Annotated in this window: 21 protein-coding genes; 10 read left to right on the top strand and 11 right to left on the bottom strand. The window is 66.1% G+C overall.

Annotated elements, in window-relative coordinates; all coding sequences use genetic code 11:
• Positions 1-88: 88 nt before the first annotated feature.
• Positions 89-937: an SDR family oxidoreductase gene (locus AWC06_RS07380; RefSeq protein WP_085195889.1), complete on the bottom strand. Its 849-nt coding sequence runs from the start codon at positions 935-937 to the stop codon at positions 89-91.
• 271 nt (positions 938-1,208) lie between these two features.
• Here AWC06_RS07380 and AWC06_RS07375 point away from each other — a divergent pair, with 271 nt between their 5' ends.
• Complete coding sequence (locus tag AWC06_RS07375) at positions 1,209-1,868, top strand: sigma-70 family RNA polymerase sigma factor (RefSeq protein WP_169715320.1); 660 nt, start codon at positions 1,209-1,211, stop codon at positions 1,866-1,868.
• Positions 1,869-1,924: 56 nt separating this feature from the next.
• Positions 1,925-2,170 carry a mycothiol system anti-sigma-R factor gene (gene rsrA / locus AWC06_RS07370; protein ID WP_085196061.1) on the top strand — a complete coding sequence of 82 codons (246 nt, stop codon included), beginning with the start codon at positions 1,925-1,927 and terminating at the stop codon, positions 2,168-2,170.
• Between the two features lie 9 nt (positions 2,171-2,179).
• Here the strand turns inward: rsrA and AWC06_RS23940 are convergent, their stop codons facing one another.
• Together AWC06_RS23940 and AWC06_RS07365 are read right to left on the bottom strand one after the other, a co-directional pair.
• On the bottom strand, positions 2,180-2,254 hold the full coding sequence (locus AWC06_RS23940; protein WP_139796895.1) for a 50S ribosomal protein bL37: 75 nt from the start codon (positions 2,252-2,254) through the stop codon (positions 2,180-2,182).
• Between the two features lie 69 nt (positions 2,255-2,323).
• Positions 2,324-2,911 carry a hypothetical protein gene (locus AWC06_RS07365; RefSeq protein WP_139819946.1) on the bottom strand — a complete coding sequence of 196 codons (588 nt, stop codon included), beginning with the start codon at positions 2,909-2,911 and terminating at the stop codon, positions 2,324-2,326.
• Between the two features lie 337 nt (positions 2,912-3,248).
• On the opposite strand from AWC06_RS07365, the gene AWC06_RS07360 reads away from it, so the two are divergent.
• Together AWC06_RS07360 and AWC06_RS07355 are read left to right on the top strand one after the other, a co-directional pair.
• Positions 3,249-3,464 carry a biotin/lipoyl-binding carrier protein gene (locus AWC06_RS07360; protein ID WP_043414713.1) on the top strand — a complete coding sequence of 72 codons (216 nt, stop codon included), beginning with the start codon at positions 3,249-3,251 and terminating at the stop codon, positions 3,462-3,464.
• Positions 3,465-3,470: 6 nt separating this feature from the next.
• On the top strand, positions 3,471-4,988 hold the full coding sequence (locus AWC06_RS07355) for a sensor histidine kinase (protein WP_085195883.1): 1,518 nt from the start codon (positions 3,471-3,473) through the stop codon (positions 4,986-4,988).
• A gap of 66 nt (positions 4,989-5,054) precedes the next feature.
• Here AWC06_RS07355 and whiB1 read toward each other — a convergent pair whose 3' ends face one another.
• Both whiB1 and AWC06_RS07345 read right to left on the bottom strand, forming a co-directional pair.
• Positions 5,055-5,309, bottom strand: coding sequence for a transcriptional regulator WhiB1 (gene whiB1 / locus AWC06_RS07350; RefSeq protein ID WP_085195881.1), 255 nt, complete (start codon positions 5,307-5,309; stop codon positions 5,055-5,057).
• A 245-nt stretch (positions 5,310-5,554) separates the two neighbouring features.
• Positions 5,555-6,532 (bottom strand): diacylglycerol/lipid kinase family protein, encoded by a 978-nt coding sequence (locus AWC06_RS07345; protein WP_085195879.1) that lies wholly within the window; start codon positions 6,530-6,532, stop codon positions 5,555-5,557.
• Positions 6,533-6,573: 41 nt separating this feature from the next.
• Between AWC06_RS07345 and AWC06_RS07340 the strand changes: the two genes are divergently transcribed.
• Complete coding sequence (locus AWC06_RS07340; protein ID WP_085196059.1) at positions 6,574-7,005, top strand: hypothetical protein; 432 nt, start codon at positions 6,574-6,576, stop codon at positions 7,003-7,005.
• Here the strand turns inward: AWC06_RS07340 and AWC06_RS07335 are convergent.
• Positions 6,957-7,439 carry a GNAT family N-acetyltransferase gene (locus AWC06_RS07335; protein ID WP_085195877.1) on the bottom strand — a complete coding sequence of 161 codons (483 nt, stop codon included), beginning with the start codon at positions 7,437-7,439 and terminating at the stop codon, positions 6,957-6,959. The genes AWC06_RS07340 and AWC06_RS07335 overlap by 49 nt on opposite strands.
• A gap of 10 nt (positions 7,440-7,449) precedes the next feature.
• On the bottom strand, positions 7,450-8,064 hold the full coding sequence (locus AWC06_RS07330; protein WP_085195875.1) for an acid phosphatase: 615 nt from the start codon (positions 8,062-8,064) through the stop codon (positions 7,450-7,452).
• Between the two features lie 152 nt (positions 8,065-8,216).
• Between AWC06_RS07330 and AWC06_RS07325 the strand changes: the two genes are divergently transcribed.
• Positions 8,217-9,017 carry a ParA family protein gene (locus AWC06_RS07325; protein WP_085195873.1) on the top strand — a complete coding sequence of 267 codons (801 nt, stop codon included), beginning with the start codon at positions 8,217-8,219 and terminating at the stop codon, positions 9,015-9,017.
• Here AWC06_RS07325 and AWC06_RS07320 read toward each other — a convergent pair.
• On the bottom strand, positions 9,014-10,240 hold the full coding sequence (locus tag AWC06_RS07320; protein ID WP_085195871.1) for an Rv3212 family protein: 1,227 nt from the start codon (positions 10,238-10,240) through the stop codon (positions 9,014-9,016). The genes AWC06_RS07325 and AWC06_RS07320 overlap by 4 nt on opposite strands.
• 21 nt (positions 10,241-10,261) lie before the next feature.
• Complete coding sequence (locus AWC06_RS07315; protein ID WP_085195870.1) at positions 10,262-11,731, bottom strand: DEAD/DEAH box helicase; 1,470 nt, start codon at positions 11,729-11,731, stop codon at positions 10,262-10,264.
• Between the two features lie 273 nt (positions 11,732-12,004).
• On the opposite strand from AWC06_RS07315, the gene AWC06_RS07310 reads away from it, so the two are divergent.
• A complete protein-coding gene (locus AWC06_RS07310) occupies positions 12,005-12,700 on the top strand; it encodes a ferritin-like fold-containing protein (RefSeq protein ID WP_085195868.1) in 696 nt (231 codons plus the stop codon).
• 5 nt (positions 12,701-12,705) lie between these two features.
• Here the strand turns inward: AWC06_RS07310 and AWC06_RS07305 are convergent, their stop codons facing one another.
• Positions 12,706-13,368, bottom strand: a complete 663-nt coding sequence (locus AWC06_RS07305; protein ID WP_085195866.1) for an MmpS family transport accessory protein — start codon at positions 13,366-13,368, stop codon at positions 12,706-12,708.
• Positions 13,369-13,544: 176 nt separating this feature from the next.
• On the opposite strand from AWC06_RS07305, the gene AWC06_RS07300 reads away from it, so the two are divergent.
• Positions 13,545-13,793, top strand: a complete 249-nt coding sequence (locus tag AWC06_RS07300) for a DUF3107 domain-containing protein (RefSeq protein ID WP_085195864.1) — start codon at positions 13,545-13,547, stop codon at positions 13,791-13,793.
• Here the strand turns inward: AWC06_RS07300 and fasR are convergent.
• Positions 13,780-14,466, bottom strand: coding sequence for an HTH-type transcriptional activator FasR (fasR, locus tag AWC06_RS07295; RefSeq protein ID WP_085196057.1), 687 nt, complete (start codon positions 14,464-14,466; stop codon positions 13,780-13,782). The two genes, AWC06_RS07300 and fasR, sit on opposite strands and share 14 nt — an antisense overlap.
• A 156-nt stretch (positions 14,467-14,622) precedes the next feature.
• Between fasR and AWC06_RS07290 the strand changes: the two genes are divergently transcribed.
• Together AWC06_RS07290 and moeZ are read left to right on the top strand one after the other, a co-directional pair.
• Complete coding sequence (locus AWC06_RS07290) at positions 14,623-15,672, top strand: DUF3152 domain-containing protein (RefSeq protein ID WP_085195862.1); 1,050 nt, start codon at positions 14,623-14,625, stop codon at positions 15,670-15,672.
• Between the two features lie 246 nt (positions 15,673-15,918).
• Entirely contained in the window at positions 15,919-17,085 is a 1,167-nt protein-coding gene (gene moeZ / locus AWC06_RS07285; RefSeq protein WP_085195860.1) for an adenylyltransferase/sulfurtransferase MoeZ, read from the top strand.
• Positions 17,086-17,117 lie beyond the last annotated feature (32 nt).

Genomic DNA, 17,117 nt, shown 5'->3' with positions numbered 1-17,117 from the left:
TGCCGCCCTTTCGTGCGTCAACTACTGACACACCCCAGACGCATCCACTCGCCCGATTTGTGACATCAGGCCGATATCACCCGAATAGCTATGGCGCGCGGTATCCCGGCGGGTTCGGGCCGTCGACCCAGAAGTCCACACCCAGCTCCGCGCCCGGCACGCAGTCATACACCGAGAGGTCCTTGACCCCCGACTCCAGCAGCACGTCCTCGCACAGCAGGGTGTTGCCGGTGTATTCGCGGGCGGGCTTGTTGACGATGACGTAGGCCGCATCGGCGTAGACCTCGGGCTTGCGGGCCCGGCCCATCGCTTCCTCGCCGCCCAGCAGGTTCTGCACCGCGGCGGTGGCCACCAGGGTGCGCGGCCACAGCGTGTTCGACGCGATGCCCGCGTCACGCAGCTCTTCGGCCATCCCGAGCGCGCACAGCGTCATTCCGAACTTGGCCATCATGTAGGCGGTCGGCTTGAGCCACTTGGGTTCCAGCAGCACCGGCGGCGATAGCGTCAGGATGTGCGGGTTCTCCCGGCCCTTCAGGTGCGGGATACACGCCTGCGACACCGCATAGGTGCCGCGCACCTGGATGCCGTTCATCAGATCGAAGCGCTTCATCGGCACCTCGGTGATGGACCCGAGGTTGATCGCCGAGGCGTTGTTGACGCAGATGTCGATCCCGCCGAACTGTTCGACGGTCTTGGAGACCGCGGACTCGACCGAATCCGGGTCGCGGACGTCCCCGACGATCGGCAGGGCCTGGCCGCCGACTTCCTCGAGCTCCTTGGCGGCGGTGTACACCGTTCCGGGCAGTTTGGGGTGCGGCTCGGCGGTCTTGGCGATCAGGGCGATGTTGGCGCCGTCGCGCGCGGCCCGTTTGGCGATGGCCAGGCCGATTCCTCGGCTGGCACCGGAGATGAACATGGTCTTGCCGTTCAAAGACATGAGCGTCACAGTAATGCCGTGCCCATCCGGCCCGGATCGCCGGTCCGGATTGCATCGCGTCGGCGAAGGATGCACCGGGAAATACCCTGGTGATTAATGCTGTTGATTGATGCAATCCTCAGACGGGCCAGCGTTTGGCGCGCGGAGGACAGCGACAGTGTCGGTTGCAGCCTTTAGATTGGGGTGTCAGGTGTTGGCTCAGTGCCTGCAACGTCCGGTGTTGCCGGGCCTGTTCGGTGACACCGCGACAGAAGGGACTGTGTTAACCAAGATGCCCGACACCCCCGACATCGACGCCGCACCCGATCCCGAGGTGCCCGCAGCCGACCGCTCCGAGGAGAGCGACGAGCAGCTGACGGCGCGCTTCGAGCGCGACGCGATTCCGTTGCTCGACCAGCTGTACGGCGGCGCACTGCGCATGACGCGCAATCCGGCCGATGCCGAGGACTTACTCCAGGAAACGATGGTCAAGGCCTACGCGGGGTTTCGGTCGTTCAAGGAGGGCACGAATCTCAAGGCGTGGCTGTACCGCATCCTGACCAACACCTACATCAACAGCTACCGCAAGAAGCAACGGCAGCCGGCGCAGTACCCGACCGATGAGATCACCGACTGGCAACTGGCCGCCAACGCCGAGCACTCCTCGACCGGGTTGCGCTCCGCCGAGGTCGAAGCCCTCGAAGCGTTGCCGGACACCGAAATCAAAGAAGCGCTGCAGGCGTTACCGGAAGAGTTTCGGATGGCGGTGTACTACGCCGACGTGGAAGGTTTCCCGTACAAGGAGATCGCCGAGATCATGGACACACCGATCGGCACGGTGATGTCGCGGCTGCACCGCGGCAGACGCCAGCTGCGTGCCTTGTTGACCGACGTGGCCAAGGAGCGGGGGTTCATCCGGGGCGGCCAGGCGCCCGAGGAGGTGTCGTCGTGACCGAGTTCCCGTCCGGTTCTGGTCCCGCCGACCGCCCCGCGGGCGGGCAAGCCGATATGAAGGCCGAGTGCGCGGAAGTGATCGCCGAGGTATGGACGCTGCTCGACGGTGAGTGCACTCCGGAGACTCGAGAGAAGCTACGAAAGCATCTCGAGGAATGCCCGCCATGCCTGCGGCTCTACGGCCTCGAGGAACGAATCAAGGAATTGATCGCGGCCAAGTGCCGTGGCGAGAAAGCTCCGGAGCGTCTCCGCGAGCGGTTACGGCTCGAGATCAGCCGGACCACGATCATCCGCGGGTAACGCGGCCGGCTACGAGTTGGGGCGCTTGCCGTGGTTGGCTTTGCTGAACTTACGGTCGCGCTTCTTGCGGCCACGCTTGGCCATGACTGGTCCTCCTCGCAGGTCTAACGGCAGGACAGTCTGCCATGCGCTCGGCGTTGTGCGGCTACCGGGCTAGACGATCGGCACGTTATCGGCCGATGAGACCGCGCTCGGCTGCGCGGGCAGGGTCGGTGCCTGTCCGGGAACCGTGGTGGCGCCCGGCAGCGTCGGTGCCTGTCCGGGAACCGTGGTGGCGCCCGGCAGGGTCGGTGCCTGTCCCGGTACGACGGAGCTGGGATAGCCCGGCGGTACGGTTCCGGGATAACTCGGCACCCCGGGCGTCTGTGCCGGCGAAAGCAGGCTCGGGTTGGCTGAGCCCGGCGAAAGCACGCTGGGATTGGTCGAGCCCGGCAACAGCGAATTTGTGCCGCTGTCGGCCGGCATGAAAACCGAACCGCTGCCGGGTATCACGGCATTCAGAATCGAACCCAGCTCGCCGAAGATCGCGTTGGCGATGTTGACGCCCGAGGCGGGATTAGCTCCCGCGGGGGCAGGAGCGGGCACTGGATCGTCGACCAGCAGTGGTTGCTGCGGTGAGGCCCCCGCCACTCCGGTGCCAAGCCCGATTGCGCCGATTGCGGCCAGCGTGAGCCCGATGCCAAGGGTCGCCCGGGTTAGCGGCCCGTGAGCGGTTGGATTCGCAAACATGTTCTGGGACAACGGAATACTCCTTGATCTCCAGTGAGGCACCGAGTGTGCTTCAGACACTCAAATCACTCTGGAAACAATGCTGCTCAATTGTCACAGGAGAAACACGACACGATAACGGAACGAACTCTATAGGTTTGCTTACTAATCTTGGAGTTTGCTTACCGGCCAGGCCTTGTGCTGGCGGCGGTGCGGGTGTACAGACTTCTGGCGCGTATTCACAGCGTCTCGCCCACACCGACACGGCCCGGGCCCGCGCGCCGCGCCCTCGCAACGGGGACAACGGGATTGTGGTTCGATGGAGCGACAGAATTGCGCAAAGACCGGCTGGGTGACGAACGGGGTGATGATGGCCGAGGACGTCCGCGCGGAGATCGTGGCCAGCGTGCTCGAAGTCGTGGTCAGCGAGGGCGACCAGATCGGTGAGGGCGACACCCTGGTGCTGTTGGAGTCAATGAAGATGGAGATACCGGTCCTAGCCGAAGTGGCCGGCACGGTCAGCAAAGTGAGCGTGTCGGTGGGAGACGTCATTCAAGCCGGCGACCTCATCGCCGTGATCAGTTAGCCGCCGATGTCCACTCTCGGTGACTTACTCGCCGAGCACACCGTTCTGCCGGGCAACGCCGTCGACCATCTTCACGCGGTCGTGGGGGAGTGGCAGCTGCTGGCTGACCTGTCGTTCGCGGATTACCTGATGTGGGTCCGCCGCGATGACGGTGCGCTGGTATGCGTGGCGCAATGCCGGCCGAACACCGCCCCCACGGTCTTGCTCAGAGATGCCGTCGGCACGGTCCTTGCCGCCGACAAGGTGCCGCTGATTGCCGCGGCCTTCGAGTCCGGCACGATCGGGCGCGAAAGTGATGCGGGCCAACAGTATTCGTGGCAACAGACCGGCTTGAAGGTCGAAGCCGTGCCGGTACGGTACGGCGAACGGGTGGTAGCGGTGTTGACCCACCAAACCGCGGTCGCGGACAGTCACAAATTCAGCCCGCTGGAGACCGCCTACCTCGACTGCGCCGCCGACCTGGTTCACATGCTCTCCGAAGGCACATTCCCCAACGTGGGCGATGTGGCGATGTCGCGCTCCAGCCCCCGCGCCGGTGACGGTTTCATCCGCCTCGACGTCGACGGCGTCGTCTCCTATGCCAGCCCCAATGCGTTATCGGCCTACCACCGGATGGGACTGACCTCCGAACTGGAGGGGCACAACCTGATCGAGGTCACCAGCCCGCTCATCTCCGATCCGTTCGAGGCTCAAGAACTCGCCGAGCACATTCGTGACTCACTGGCCGGCGGGGCCAGCATGCGAATCGAGGTCGACGCCGGTGGTGCGGCGGTGCTGCTGCGGACGCTGCCGCTGGTGGTGCACGGCAAGGCAGCCGGTGCAGCGGTGCTGGTGCGTGACGTGACCGAAGTCAAACGTCGAGACCGTGCGCTGATCTCCAAGGACGCGACGATTCGAGAAATCCATCACCGGGTGAAGAACAACCTCCAGACCGTGGCGGCGCTGCTGCGGCTGCAGGCCCGCCGGACCACCAACGTCGAGGGCCGCGAAGCGCTGATCGAGTCGGTGCGCCGGGTGTCGTCGATCGCGCTGGTGCACGACGCCTTGTCGATGTCGGTGAACGAGGAGGTCAACCTCGATGAGGTGATCGACCGGATCCTGCCGATCATGAACGATGTGGCAACGGTGGACACACCGATTCGGATCAATCGGGAGGGCAACCTCGGAGTGCTGGACTCCGACCGTGCGACCGCGCTGATCATGGTGATCACCGAACTGGTGCAGAACGCCATCGAGCATGCGTTTGAAAAGAACGGCGCTGGGAGCCCCGCTCGCGGGGGCGGCTCGGTGACAATTCGCGCCGAGCGGTCGGCGCGATGGCTCGACGTGGTGGTGCACGACAATGGCCGCGGCCTGCCCGACGGGTTCAGCGTCGAGAAGTCCGACCGGCTGGGCCTGCAGATCGTGCGAACGCTGGTGTCGGCGGAGCTGGACGGCTCGCTGCGCATGCACGACGGCGCCGAAGGCGGCACCGACGTGGTGTTACGCGTCCCGATCGGGCGTCGCGTCAGGACCGCGCACTAGCCCATACGCAACATCGCGGCCCCGACGGTTGTCGGGGCCGCATGTCGGATGCGATGCTGACTCGGCTCAGACTCCGCTGCGGGCCCTCGTCCGCGCGTTGCGACGCTTCAGCGCCCGCCGCTCGTCTTCGCTCATTCCGCCCCACACGCCGGAGTCCTGGCCGGTGTTAAGCGCCCAGGACAAGCATTCGGTGGTCACCGGGCACCGGTTACAGACCAGTTTCGCGTCAGCGATCTGCGCGAGCGCCGGCCCGCTGTTCCCCACCGGGAAGAACAGCTCCGGGTCCTCGTCGCGACAGACCGCCTTGTGGCGCCAATCCATACGTCGTTACTCCTCACTATGTGCGCAGCAGGGCGCACCGGCATTTTTCTTCGGCTGTTAACGCGGGCACAAGAAATCTACGTAGCCGTTGCACGCGGTCATTCGATCGTTTCACAGGCTCAACAGATGTCAATAGTGCTCGTTGGTCCGTGGGCAATCTCACTTTGGCGATCTGTCGCCAAAACCGTTGACAGTTTGTACTACACTCCCGCGCAATCCGCCCGTTGAATTCGCCTCTTACCGAACTATTTTCCCAGCTCAGGACGGCTTTTTGATGGTGGGGCGACGACCGGCAGCGCGTCCGCAACCGCTCGGAAGGTCATCTCCGCGCGCTCACCCAGGTAGTCGCCGTCGAACTGGCTGGCCATCGGCGGGCCGGCGCAGGTGACCCGCACGCAGGCCGCGTTGTCGTCGCGGACGAGCTGCGGTGCCTCCAGCTTCGGTCGCTTGGCGAACATCTGGCGAAGCAGCCTCAAGCTGGGGATCACCTTCAGGGCGGTGAGGCCGAACACGCCCAGGCCAGACTCGAAGGTGCAGTCCGGATTGGTCCACATCGGCCGGTCGTTGGCGTAGGTCCACGGGCTGGAGTTGGACACGAAGACAAAGTGCACCCCCGAGATCGGCTCGCGCCCGGGCAAATGCACGGTCAGCCGCGGTTCCCGGCGGGAGTAGGCCAATGTCGCGCGCACGGCCGCGCGGATATAGCGCGACGGCGTGACTTTGACGCCTTTCTCACGTTTCGCCTCAACCGCAGCCACCGCTTCGGCGTCGACCCCCATGCCGGCGTTGAACACGGCCCACCGCTCGCCGCAGTCGATCAGCCCGATCCGGCGCCAGTTCCGTTGCTCGCCGTAGGTGTCGAGCAGGTCGATGAGCTGGTTGGTGGCATCGATCGGGCCCGGGAAGATTCCCAGCGATCGCGCCATGACGTTCGCCGACCCACCCGGAACTATCGCCACCGCGGGGACGTGCCCGGTGGGCAACTCACCCGGGCGGCCTAGCAGACCGTTGACCACATTGCTTACCGTGCCGTCACCCCCGTGCACGACGACGAGATCGACCCCGTCCTCCGCGGCGGCCTGCGCGATTTCACCGCCGTGGCCGCGGTGAGTGGTGTGCTCGACGGTCACCTCGAGGCGACTCTGAAGCGCATGCGTCAGCAGGTCACGCGCCGCTGGGGTGGTGGAGGTCGCAGTGGGGTTGACGATCAGCACGGCACGCATGATGCATGAGCCTACTTGGCGGTCATGGCTACGCTGGCGCTGTGAGTGTTCAGGCCCCTGCCAGCGTGCGCGGCGCTGGACTGATCGTTGCTTTGCAGGGCGCGGCGGCGCTGGTGGTGGCCGCGGTTTTGTTGATCCGGGGGCTCGGCGGAGCAGATCAGCGGGTAGTCAACGGCTTTGGCACCGCGGTGTGGTTCGTCTTGGTCGGAGGCGGTGTGCTCGCGGCGGGCTGTGCGTTGCTGGTCGGCAGGCGTTGGGGGCGGGGTCTGGCGGTGTTCGCCGAGTTGCTGCTGCTGCCTGTGGCGTGGTATCTGACCGTCGGTTCGCATCGTCCATTGGCCGGGATCCCGGTGGGGATCATGGCGCTGACCGTATTGATCCTGTTGTTCAGTCCAGGCGCCGTGCGTTGGGTCGCCGGCGCGGATCAGCGTGGGCCGGCCAGCTCGGCCAACTCCGGGCCGGATAACCGATAGGTCGTCCATTCGCGTTGCGGCTTACCACCGATGCCGTCGTAGAGCGCGATCGCGTCGGTGTTCCAGTCCAGCACTGCCCAGGACAACCGTGAATAGCCGTGGTCCAGGCATTCTCGTGCAAGCGCCGACACCAGCGCGCGGCCCAGCCCAAGACGGCGGAACCTTGGACGAACGTACAAGTCCTCCAGATAGATGCCTGCAACGCCATCCCACGTAGAGAAGTTGACGAACCACAATGCCATCGCGGCGATTTCGCCGTCCACTTCGGCGACGTGCCCCCGCAGAATCGCGGGCTTATCGAAAAGTGCTGTGCTGATTTGTTTCTCGACGACAGTGCATTCGGCGGCCGTGTGCTCGAACTCGGCCAGCTCGTGGATCATGGCGGTGATGCCCGCCGCATCGCCGGGTGCGGCTTGGCGAATCTGCGCGGTCACGGCTGGGGGATCACATCGGTGCAACCGGGTGCGGATAGCCGAGCGCACTCAGCTGGCGGACCTGGTGCTCAAAGCCGCAGACCGCGATTGACCCGGCGATCATCCCGAAGCGGCTCCCCTCACTCAGTGGCAGCTCGAGCCAGCGTGTGATCACCGCGCGGGAAAAGTGGCCATGACCCACGAACAGCACATCGCGCGTCGCCATGTGCTCGAGCGCCAGCGCGACCGCACGGTCGGCGCGGTCACTGACCTGCGCGACACTTTCGCCGTCCGGGCAGCCGTGTGTCCAGATCAGCCACCCGGGCCGTGATTGGTGAATTTGTGCGGTAGTCAGGCCCTCATAGGAGCCGTAGTCCCATTCGGCGATTAACGGCGACTTCTCGTCGACGGTCAGGCCGGCCAGCTCGGCGGTCGACACCGCCCGTCGGCGCGGACTCGTGATCACCATCGGATTGACGAGTTGCAGTTCGTTCAGCGCTTGGCCCGCGGCGGCGGCCTGCGTGCGGCCGTTGTCGGTGAGCTCGAGTTCGGTGCGCCCGGTGTGTTGACCCGACTTCGACCACTCGGTCTCCCCATGGCGCAGCAGCACCAGCCGATGGTTCTCCCGGTCATTCTCCAGGCCCATGTTGACCGATTCTGCCTGACCCGCACCGCCGTTGACCCGCGGGCAGGACAGGGGAGATGCCAGGATGGCAGTTGTGACCGCGCCGGCGACGATGCAGAGGAGATTGCGATGAGGTGGGGGTACCACCCGCTTGCGGGGGAGAGCGGCGCCAAATGACAGAGACGAGAGTGCTGGCGGTGGCCAACCAGAAGGGCGGGGTTGCCAAAACGACGACGGTGGCCTCGCTGGGCGCAGCGATGCTGGATGAAGGACGACGAGTGCTGCTGGTCGATCTCGACGCGCAGGGCTGCCTCACCTTTTCTCTGGGCCATGATCCCGACAAACTGCCGGTGTCGGTGCATGAGGTGCTGCTCGGTGAGGTGGAGCCGAACGCCGCGCTGGTGAGCACCGCAGAGGGAATGACGCTGCTGCCGGCCAACATCGACCTCGCCGGCGCCGAGGCGATGCTGCTCATGCGGGCGGGCCGCGAGTATGCGCTCAAACGCGCGCTGGACAAACTCGGTGACGACTTCGACGTGGTGATCGTCGACTGCCCGCCGTCGCTGGGAGTGCTCACGCTCAACGGGCTGACCGCCGCCGACGAGGTGATTGTGCCGTTGCAGTGTGAGACGCTGGCGCACCGCGGCGTCGGCCAGTTTCTGCGCACGGTCGCCGACGTCCAGCAGATCACCAATCCGCGCCTGCGAATGCTGGGCGCGCTACCGACGCTCTATGACCCCCGCACCACTCACACCCGCGATGTGCTGCTCGACGTCGCCGATCGCTACGACTTGCCGGTGCTGGCGCCGCCGATCCCGCGCACGGTGCGCTTCGCCGAAGCCAGCGCCTCAGGGTCGTCGGTGATGGCTGCCCGAAAGAACAAGGGCTCGACCGCATACCGCGAGCTGGCGCAGGCGCTGCTCAAGCATTGGAAGACCGGTAAACCGCTACCGACCTTCACCCTGGAGGTTTAGCCGCGCGCAGCGCCCAGCACGGCCACGGTGTCGCCGCGTTGCTCGATGATCTGCGAACCCGAAACAGACGGGATCACCGGTGAGCTCGCGGCCGGCCGGCTCACCGGCAGGTAGCGCTCCGTGGCACCAGTGGCGGGGTCGCAGACGGCGATCCCGCCGGTGACAGGGACCAGCAATTTGCCGGCCATCATCGTCGCGGGACCCAGCGGGACCGACGGGCCTCCGGCGGCGATGGTGTAGCGGTAGGTGAGGTTTGCCGCATCGAACACCATCACGGCATCGCCCGTCCACCAGGTGACCAGGTTGCCGGGCCGTGATACCACGCCGGCCGGTGAGGGCGGCTTGGGCAGCAGCGCGCTCGCCACCTTGACTCCGCTCTCGTCGATGACGTCGACCCGGGGGTCTGGCGTCGGCAGATACACGGCGGTCCTGGTGTCCGATACGGTCAGCACCCGCGCACCGGAATTCACGCCGGCGCCCGGCTCGGGCACATCCCGTTGGTCGGGTTCGTCTTCTTCTTTGCTCGGGCGCAGCAGGGTCAGCCGCAGATCGGCCTGCGCGCCGCACGCCTCAAAGACCGAGGCCGCCGCGGCCCCGGCCGCCGCCGACGTCAGGCGGCATCCGGTGTGCAATCCCTTCGAGGACGGCTTCACCCGAGCGTCGATCTCGCCGTAGGACAGCATGCGGACCATGTCCGAGCGCCACAGCTCCAGCCGCGTGCTGCCGGCCGACAACACCGTCGTGCCGTCCGAGGACAGCTCGACATGCTTGTCGGCATAGCTGCTTCGGGCGGGCCCCCGCTGACCGGTGGAGCCGTCGATCGTGCTGACCTGGCCGCAGCCTCGGTCATCCCGGTAGACCGCTACCGCGTAGCGGTAGACCCACGTGACTCCGCACAGCTGCGTGTCGCGGGCGTAACTCCAGCGCACTTCACCAGTGAGCGGGTCATGCCCATCGATTTCATGTCCCTCGCCGGTGACGATGCTGCCGGCGACCGCGACAGGCTGGGCGGTGGCGGTGCTGGTGGCGGTCCAGAGCTGCTTCAACGATGCGGGCACCGCGCGAGCCGGGGTCGGGTTGGGCGCGGGCACCGACGCCGTCCGGCTGATCGTGGCCCGCGCATCACTGGTCCACCAGATCAGTGCCGCGGCCACGCCGACAGCCACGGCGATCGCGGCGGCCGCCACCAGATCGGCCCTGGTGCGACGTTCCGGTTTGACCATTGGGCGGCAGGCGACGCCGGTCTACTTGGCGTTCGCGGCCGCGCCCGCCGCCTTCTGGGGGCGCCGACGGCGACGACGGCGGCCGCTGTGGCCCCCGTCGTCGGCCGGGGCGTCGCCATTGGTGGCAACCGGGTGCCCGGTCACCGGCTTGCCGCCCCGGGTACGTTGCCGTGATCGTGTGCTTTTGCGCGCCGGCTGTTCGCCGGCGGACGCCCGCTTGACCGGCGCTTTGCGCGGAGCTCCGATGCTGCCCGTGGCGTCGGTCGGGATGTCCAGTTCGGCGTAGAGGTGCGGGGAGCTGGAGTAGGTCTCGGCGGGATCCGGGCAGCCCAGCCCGAGTGCCTTGTCGATCATCGTCCAGCGGGCCAGCTCGTCCCAGTCGACCAGGGTGACCGCCACTCCGGTGCGGCCGGCACGCCCGGTACGCCCGATGCGATGGACGTACATCTTGTCGTCCTCGGGGCACTGGTAGTTGACGACGTGCGTGACGTCGTCGATGTCGATCCCGCGGGCAGCCACGTCGGTAGCGACCAGCACGTCGATGCCGCCGGTTCGAAACGACTTGAGCGCCTTCTCCCGGGCCACCTGTCCGAGATCACCGTGCACTGCACCCACCGCGAAACCCCGTTCAGCCAGCTCGTCGGCCACCTTCTGGGCGGTGCGCTTTGTGCGGGTGAAGATCATCGTGGCGCCGCGGCCACGGGCTTGCAGGATCCGGCTGACCAGTTCGATTTTGTCCAGGGCGTGGGCGCGGTAGACGAACTGGGTGGTCTGGTCGTGCACCGCCGAGGAGTGTGGCGCCTCCGCCCGAATATGGGTGGGCTGGTTCATAAAGGTGCGGGCCAGCGTGATGATCGGGTCCGGCATGGTTGCCGAGAACAGCATGGACTGCCGGACGTCGGGGATCTGGCGGAGGATGCGCTCGATGTCGGGCAGGAAACCCAGGTCGAGCATCTCGTCGGCTTCGTCGAGGACCAGCGCCGACAGGCCGCCCAGTTGTAGGTGGCCTTGCTGAGCGAGGTCGAGCAGCCTGCCGGGGGTGCCCACCACCACGTCCGCCCCGGCGCGCAGCGCCTCGATCTGTGGCTCGTAGGGCCGGCCGCCGTAAATGGACACCACGGAGAGTGGACGGCCGTCCTCGGCGGTCAGGTGTTTGGCGGCGGTGGCCAGGTCACCGGACACCTGCAGGCACAGCTCGCGGGTCGGCACGACGACCAGTGCCCGCGGAATGCCGGTGAGGGGCCGGTCGGCGCCTGCGGCGGTGATCCGCTGCAGCAGCGGCACCCCGAACGCGAACGTTTTGCCCATACCGGTACGGGCCTGGCCGATGAGGTCGTCACCGGCAAGGGCGAGCGGCAGGGTCAGCTCTTGGATGGCAAAGGGGTGTTTGATGCCCTCTTCGGCCAATGCCCGCACTATTTCGTCGCAGACGCCGAGTTTGGCAAAGGTGGATTCGGATATGGCTCGGGTTGGTGTGATGAGCGGGGTCATGCGTGAACGCGTACGCCTTCCGGGGTCGTTTCGGGTCAGTCTCTCGTTGCGGTCCAAGCGCGCACGGTGTGACTGTCGAATACGTTGCCGATTCGCCGGGCCCAGCGCTTGAGTAAGGCGGGCCCAGTGCGTGCACGCACATTTCGCGGGTGGCGGCGGTATGGATTTACCGCCAGCACCTTTACACATCATAGCTGCCCGCCCCTCGCGACCGCGGATTGCGGGGCGTAGCCGGGCGCAGCGGGTCGCCACCATCACGCCTACAGTGTTGCCATGACTTCGCTTTCGTCGGCCGACGAGCGGGCCGATCCGCCACCGCCACGGCTTCCGGCGGATCATCCCGGCGTGAACGAATTGTTCGCGTTACTGGCCTACGGCGAGGTCGCCGCGTTCTACCGGCTCACCGACGAGGCGCGGATGGCCCCGGATCTGCGGGGACGGATTTCGATGGCCAGCATGGCCGCCGCCGAGATGGGGCACTACGAGGTGCTGCGCGACGCGCTGGAAAGCCGCGGCGTCGACGTCGTGCCGGCGATGTCGAAATACGCCTCCGCGCTTGATGCCTACCACCGCCTGACCACACCGAGCACCTGGCTTGAGGCTCTGGTCAAGACGTACGTCGGGGATGCGCTGGCCGCCGATCTATATCTCGAGATCGCCGACGGGCTGCCCGACGACGTTGCCGACGTGGTGCGCGCAACGCTGTCGGAGACCAAACACTCGCAGTTCGTCGTCGCCGAGGTGCGCGCCGCGGTGACCAACAGCGCCAAACAGCGCAGCCGGCTGGCGTTGTGGTCCCGTCGCCTGCTCGGCGAAGCGATCACCCAGGCCCAGTACGTACTGGCCGAACACGACGAGCTGGTCGATCTGGTGGTGTCAGGGACCGAAGGCCTCCCACAGCTGGCGGATTTCTTCGATCGATTGCAGAAGACCCACGACGAGCGGATGCGTGAACTCGGCCTGGCCTAGCGGATCTAGCGGGTGCAGGTCGCGATCATCGAGTTGGTGGTCGACACGGCGACGGGCTGGCCCGCGCCGTCGCTGATCGAGCAGTTGAGGTGACTGGTCAGACTGGTCGCGACGACAGACCTGATCTGCACACCCGGGTTCATCACCACGGTTCTGGACCAGGGCAGCGACACGTTGACGTCGGTCTGGGGCACGCCCTCTGCGTCGGTATAGATGACGCTCACCAGGTCGAGCAGCTGCTTGGAACCGGTCACCCGGTAAACGAAGGTGCGGGCAGCCACATCCGGCGGTACGGAGGGGGGGACCGTCGACGGCACAGTGGTCGGGGCGACGGTCGGCGTTTGGCTGGGTTGCCGCGGCGGGGGTGTCACCGTGGTGACCGTCTCCCGCGGTAGCGACGACGGCGGCGCGGGCGGGGCGGTCGGTGGGGGTGTGGCGATCACCGTCCGCTTCGGCGGCGTCACCACGGTGGCCGAGGTCGAGGCGCTGTCGCCGCCGTTGACGATGACCACCGTGGCGATCACCGCGAGCGCGAACACGATGCCCGCGATTACCGCGACGGGGCGCCAACGGTGGTCGGTCGGCCCATAGAAGTGCTCGCCGTCGGCGTAGTAGTCGTCGACCGCGTCGTCTGGGTAGTCCTGGATATCGGTATCCAAGTGATTCATGGTGCTGATGGTGCAGATGTTATCGACGCGCCCCGTCGCCCTGTGGTGGTGCGCGGGTGTGTCAGGTCACGATTTGCCAACGGTGGCGCAGAGCCTTCCGACCAGCTTTCATGACCGGTTAGCCGCGTCCACTAGCCTGAGAGCGATTACCGAGCAAGAGACGGGAAGGGGCCGGCGTGGAGGTCAAGATCGGTGTCACGGACAGCCCGCGCGAGCTGGTCTTCACCAGCGCGCAGTCGCCCAGTGAGGTCGAAGAACTGGTCAGCGCCGCGCTGCGCAAGGACTCCGATGTGCTGAGCTTGACCGACGAGAAGGGCCGTCGCTTCTTGATCCAGACCGCCAAGATCGCTTACGTCGAGATCGGCGTCGCCGACGCCCGTCGCGTCGGTTTCGGAATCGGCTCCAGCTCGGCTAGGAGCGGGTAAGCGGCACGTGCGATAGCCCGCCCCAGGCGAACTGCACGGTGCCCTCTACGGCGTCTTCCTTGGAAATCGGACGGTCAGTGTCCAGCCAGTATCGGGCGCAGTCGACACTGATGCCGACCAGGCCCACCGCGATCATCCGGGCCCGGTGGGGGTCCAATCCGGAATCGGCGCTGATGAGATCGAACACGGCGTCGATGCATGCCTCGGTGGCCACCCGTACCTGCGCGGCGACCTGAGGCTCGCTGACATAGTCGTTTTCGAAGATCAGCCGATACCCCTGGCCGTCGTGCTCGATGAAGTCGAAGAACGCCTGCACCGCCGCGCGCAGCCGTTGCCGGTTGTCGGTGGTGGTGCGCAGTGCTTGGCGCACGCCGGACACCAGATTGTCGACGTGGCGATGCAGGACCGCCAGATAAAGCTCCAACTTGCTGGAAAAGTGTTGGTAGAGAACGGGTTTACTAACTCCTGCCCGTTCGGCGATCTCGTCCATGCCTGCCGCGTGGTAACCGCGGTCGACGAAAATCTCGCTGGCAGCAATGAGCAATTGGCCGCGCCGCTCGTCGCGAGGCAGCCGGTTGCCGCGCCGATTGGGGGTGCCCGCGGCGTCTGCCGGCCGACGGTTCTCGCCCAGTTGGACCCCCCTCCTTTCGGCCGTGTTGGCGAAATCGCTCATCAAATCCTCAATCTGGTTGTCATATCGCCGCTGTGGCGGTGGCGCGGCTTGTCGGGATGACATTACTACCCGCTGCGCCAGCGATTGCCGACTCGGCACGCTTCGGCGGGCTGGGGGCACGCCAACGGTTCCAGCTACCAGGGTCCTCAACAGGGAATGTGCCATCCTGGGACGGTGACGTACGAGCCGGAGCGACGCGGGGACACGCGGGTACCGGTGCTCCGCGACGACTGGCGAGAACCGCTGCGCGCGCAGCGGGACCCGCTCGCGTGGGGGTCCGGAAGGGTCCGGTCGAATCGGGACACTAACCGGTGGCGCAAACAGACTTGGCTGGGCCGCTTTGTATCTACCTACGGCTGGCGCGCCTACGCGCTGCCCGTGCTGGTCGCGCTCACCGCGGTAGTGGTGTATCAGACGGTGACCGGGACCAGCGTGCCGGCGCCGGCATCGGGGGAGCCGGTGCAGGGCCCGCCGAAAATCGGCGCCGTGGGCACCGAGATCATTGACGCGCCCCCGCACGGTCTGACGCAGTTCGACGCGAATCTGCCTACCGGGATGCTGCCCGACGGTGGTCCGTTCAGCGAAGCCGGCGACAAGACATTTCGTGTGGTTCCGGGTGGCACACCCAAGTTCGGCCAAGGCACCGCCAAAGTGTTCAAGTACACCGTCGAGGTCGAAAACGGCGTGGACACCGCGGCATTCGGCGGTGACGACGCCTTTGCTGCGATGGTCGACCAGACCTTGGCCAACCCGAAGAGCTGGACCCACAATCCGCAGTTCGCCTTTACCCGCGTCGACCGAACCGACACCGGCAAGCCCGATTTCCGGATCTCGCTGAGCTCACCGATGACGGTGCGCGACGGCTGCGGCTACGAATTCCCGCTGGAGACATCGTGCTACAACCCGTCATACGGGCCCGACACACAACCGCGGGTGTTCATCAACGAGGCGCGGTGGGTGCGCGGCGCAGTGCCGTTCCAGGGAGATGTGGGTTCATACCGGCAGTACGTGATCAACCACGAGGTTGGCCACGCCATCGGATATCTGCGCCACGAACCTTGCGATAAGCAGGCCGGCCTGGCCCCGGTCATGATGCAGCAGACCTTCTCGACCGCCAACGACGATGCCGCGAAGTTCGACCCGGAATGGGTCAAACCGGACGGCAAGACCTGCCGGTTCAATCCCTGGCCGTATCCGATCCCCTAACTGCTCTGGCTATCGGCGCCGCCAAAGGTACCGCCTCTTCATCGAAATTGACGTTATGCAGACGAAGTGCGAGTGCTGGCCTGCGTAACGTCGATCTCGGCGCAGGAGCACGCTCGGTCGGGGAAGCAACGCAGGCCGTTTGCCGTTGTTCCACACAACTGCTGTGATGGTTCTTGGCTGACACGCGCGGAATGTGGATTTAGCAAACGAATCGAGGAGAGATCGGTGTCTGGGCAACATAGGCCGTTGCCGCCGCTGGTTGAGCCGGCCGCCGAGCTGACGCGGGACGAGGTTGCCCGCTACAGCCGGCATCTCATCATTCCCGACCTGGGTGTGGACGGCCAGAAGCGGCTCAAAAACGCTCGGGTGCTGGTGATCGGGGCCGGTGGGCTGGGGGCGCCGGCGTTGCTGTACCTGGCCGCCGCCGGCGTCGGCACCATCGGCATCGTCGACTTCGACGTGGTCGACGAGTCCAACCTGCAGCGCCAGATCATCCACGGGGTCTCCGACATCGGCCGGTCCAAGGCGCAGTCCGCGCGCGACTCGATCGCCGAGGTCAACCCGCTGGTCCAGGTCCGGTTGCATGAGGTGCGGTTGGAGCCGGCTAACGCCGTCAATCTGTTCAAGCAGTACGACCTGATCCTCGACGGCACCGACAACTTCGCCACCCGGTATCTGGTCAACGACGCCGCCGTGCTGGCGCACAAGCCCTACGTCTGGGGATCGATCTACCGCTTCGAAGGCCAGGTTTCGGTGTTCTGGGAGGATGCGCCCGACGGGCGCGGACTCAACTACCGCGACCTGTACCCCGAAGCGCCGCCGCCGGGCATGGTGCCGTCCTGCGCCGAAGGCGGCGTACTGGGCATCCTGTGTGCGTCCATCGCATCGGTGATGGGCACCGAGGCGATCAAGTTGATCACCGGCATCGGTGAGTCGCTGCTCGGCCGGCTGATGGTCTATGACGCGCTGGAGATGAGCTATCGCACCATCGCGATCCGCAAGGACCCGTCCACACCGAAGATCACCGGACTCATCGATTACGAGGAATTCTGTGGAGTGGCGTCCGAAGAGGCCGCCGAGGCCGCCGCCGACTCTTCGATCACCCCGCGCGAGTTGCGCGAGCTACTGGACTCCGGCAAGAACATCGCGCTGATCGACGTGCGCGAGCCGGTGGAATGGGACATCAACCACATCGATGGCGCTCAGCTGATCCCACAGTCACTGATCAACTCCGGTGAGGGCCTGGCAAAGCTGCCGCAGGACCGGATGCCCGTGCTGTATTGCAAGACCGGGGTGCGCTCGGCGGAGGCGCTGGCCGCGCTGAAAAAGGCCGGTTTTGCCGACGCGGTGCACCTGCAGGGCGGGATTGTGGCGTGGGCCAAGCAGATGCAACCCGACATGGTGATGTACTAGCCCCGACACCCAGTTGGGCGCGATTAGGCTGG

This window comes from Mycobacterium fragae, assembly GCF_002102185.1.
Lineage (GTDB): Bacteria > Actinomycetota > Actinomycetes > Mycobacteriales > Mycobacteriaceae > Mycobacterium > Mycobacterium fragae.
This window is presented reverse-complemented; position numbering and strand designations above follow the sequence as displayed.

Excerpts from the sequence above, each read along its gene's own strand:
- AWC06_RS07325 (WP_085195873.1), top strand. The coding sequence starts at position 8,217 with ATGACAGAGACGAGAGTGCTGGCGGTGGCCAACCAGAAGGGCGGGGTT.
- rsrA (WP_085196061.1), top strand. The coding sequence starts at position 1,925 with ATGAAGGCCGAGTGCGCGGAAGTGATCGCCGAGGTATGGACGCTGCTC.
- AWC06_RS07305 (WP_085195866.1), bottom strand. The coding sequence starts at position 13,368 with ATGAATCACTTGGATACCGATATCCAGGACTACCCAGACGACGCGGTC.
- AWC06_RS07320 (WP_085195871.1), bottom strand. The coding sequence starts at position 10,240 with ATGGTCAAACCGGAACGTCGCACCAGGGCCGATCTGGTGGCGGCCGCC.
- AWC06_RS07375 (WP_169715320.1), top strand. The coding sequence starts at position 1,209 with ATGCCCGACACCCCCGACATCGACGCCGCACCCGATCCCGAGGTGCCC.
- AWC06_RS07355 (WP_085195883.1), top strand. The coding sequence starts at position 3,471 with ATGTCCACTCTCGGTGACTTACTCGCCGAGCACACCGTTCTGCCGGGC.
- fasR (WP_085196057.1), bottom strand. The coding sequence starts at position 14,466 with ATGAGCGATTTCGCCAACACGGCCGAAAGGAGGGGGGTCCAACTGGGC.
- AWC06_RS07380 (WP_085195889.1), bottom strand. The coding sequence starts at position 937 with ATGTCTTTGAACGGCAAGACCATGTTCATCTCCGGTGCCAGCCGAGGA.
- AWC06_RS07345 (WP_085195879.1), bottom strand. The coding sequence starts at position 6,532 with ATGCGTGCCGTGCTGATCGTCAACCCCACTGCGACCTCCACCACCCCA.
- whiB1 (WP_085195881.1), bottom strand. The coding sequence starts at position 5,309 with ATGGATTGGCGCCACAAGGCGGTCTGTCGCGACGAGGACCCGGAGCTG.
- AWC06_RS07315 (WP_085195870.1), bottom strand. The coding sequence starts at position 11,731 with ATGACCCCGCTCATCACACCAACCCGAGCCATATCCGAATCCACCTTT.
- AWC06_RS07360 (WP_043414713.1), top strand. The coding sequence starts at position 3,249 with ATGGCCGAGGACGTCCGCGCGGAGATCGTGGCCAGCGTGCTCGAAGTC.
- AWC06_RS07330 (WP_085195875.1), bottom strand. The coding sequence starts at position 8,064 with ATGGGCCTGGAGAATGACCGGGAGAACCATCGGCTGGTGCTGCTGCGC.
- AWC06_RS07310 (WP_085195868.1), top strand. The coding sequence starts at position 12,005 with ATGACTTCGCTTTCGTCGGCCGACGAGCGGGCCGATCCGCCACCGCCA.
- AWC06_RS07290 (WP_085195862.1), top strand. The coding sequence starts at position 14,623 with ATGTGCCATCCTGGGACGGTGACGTACGAGCCGGAGCGACGCGGGGAC.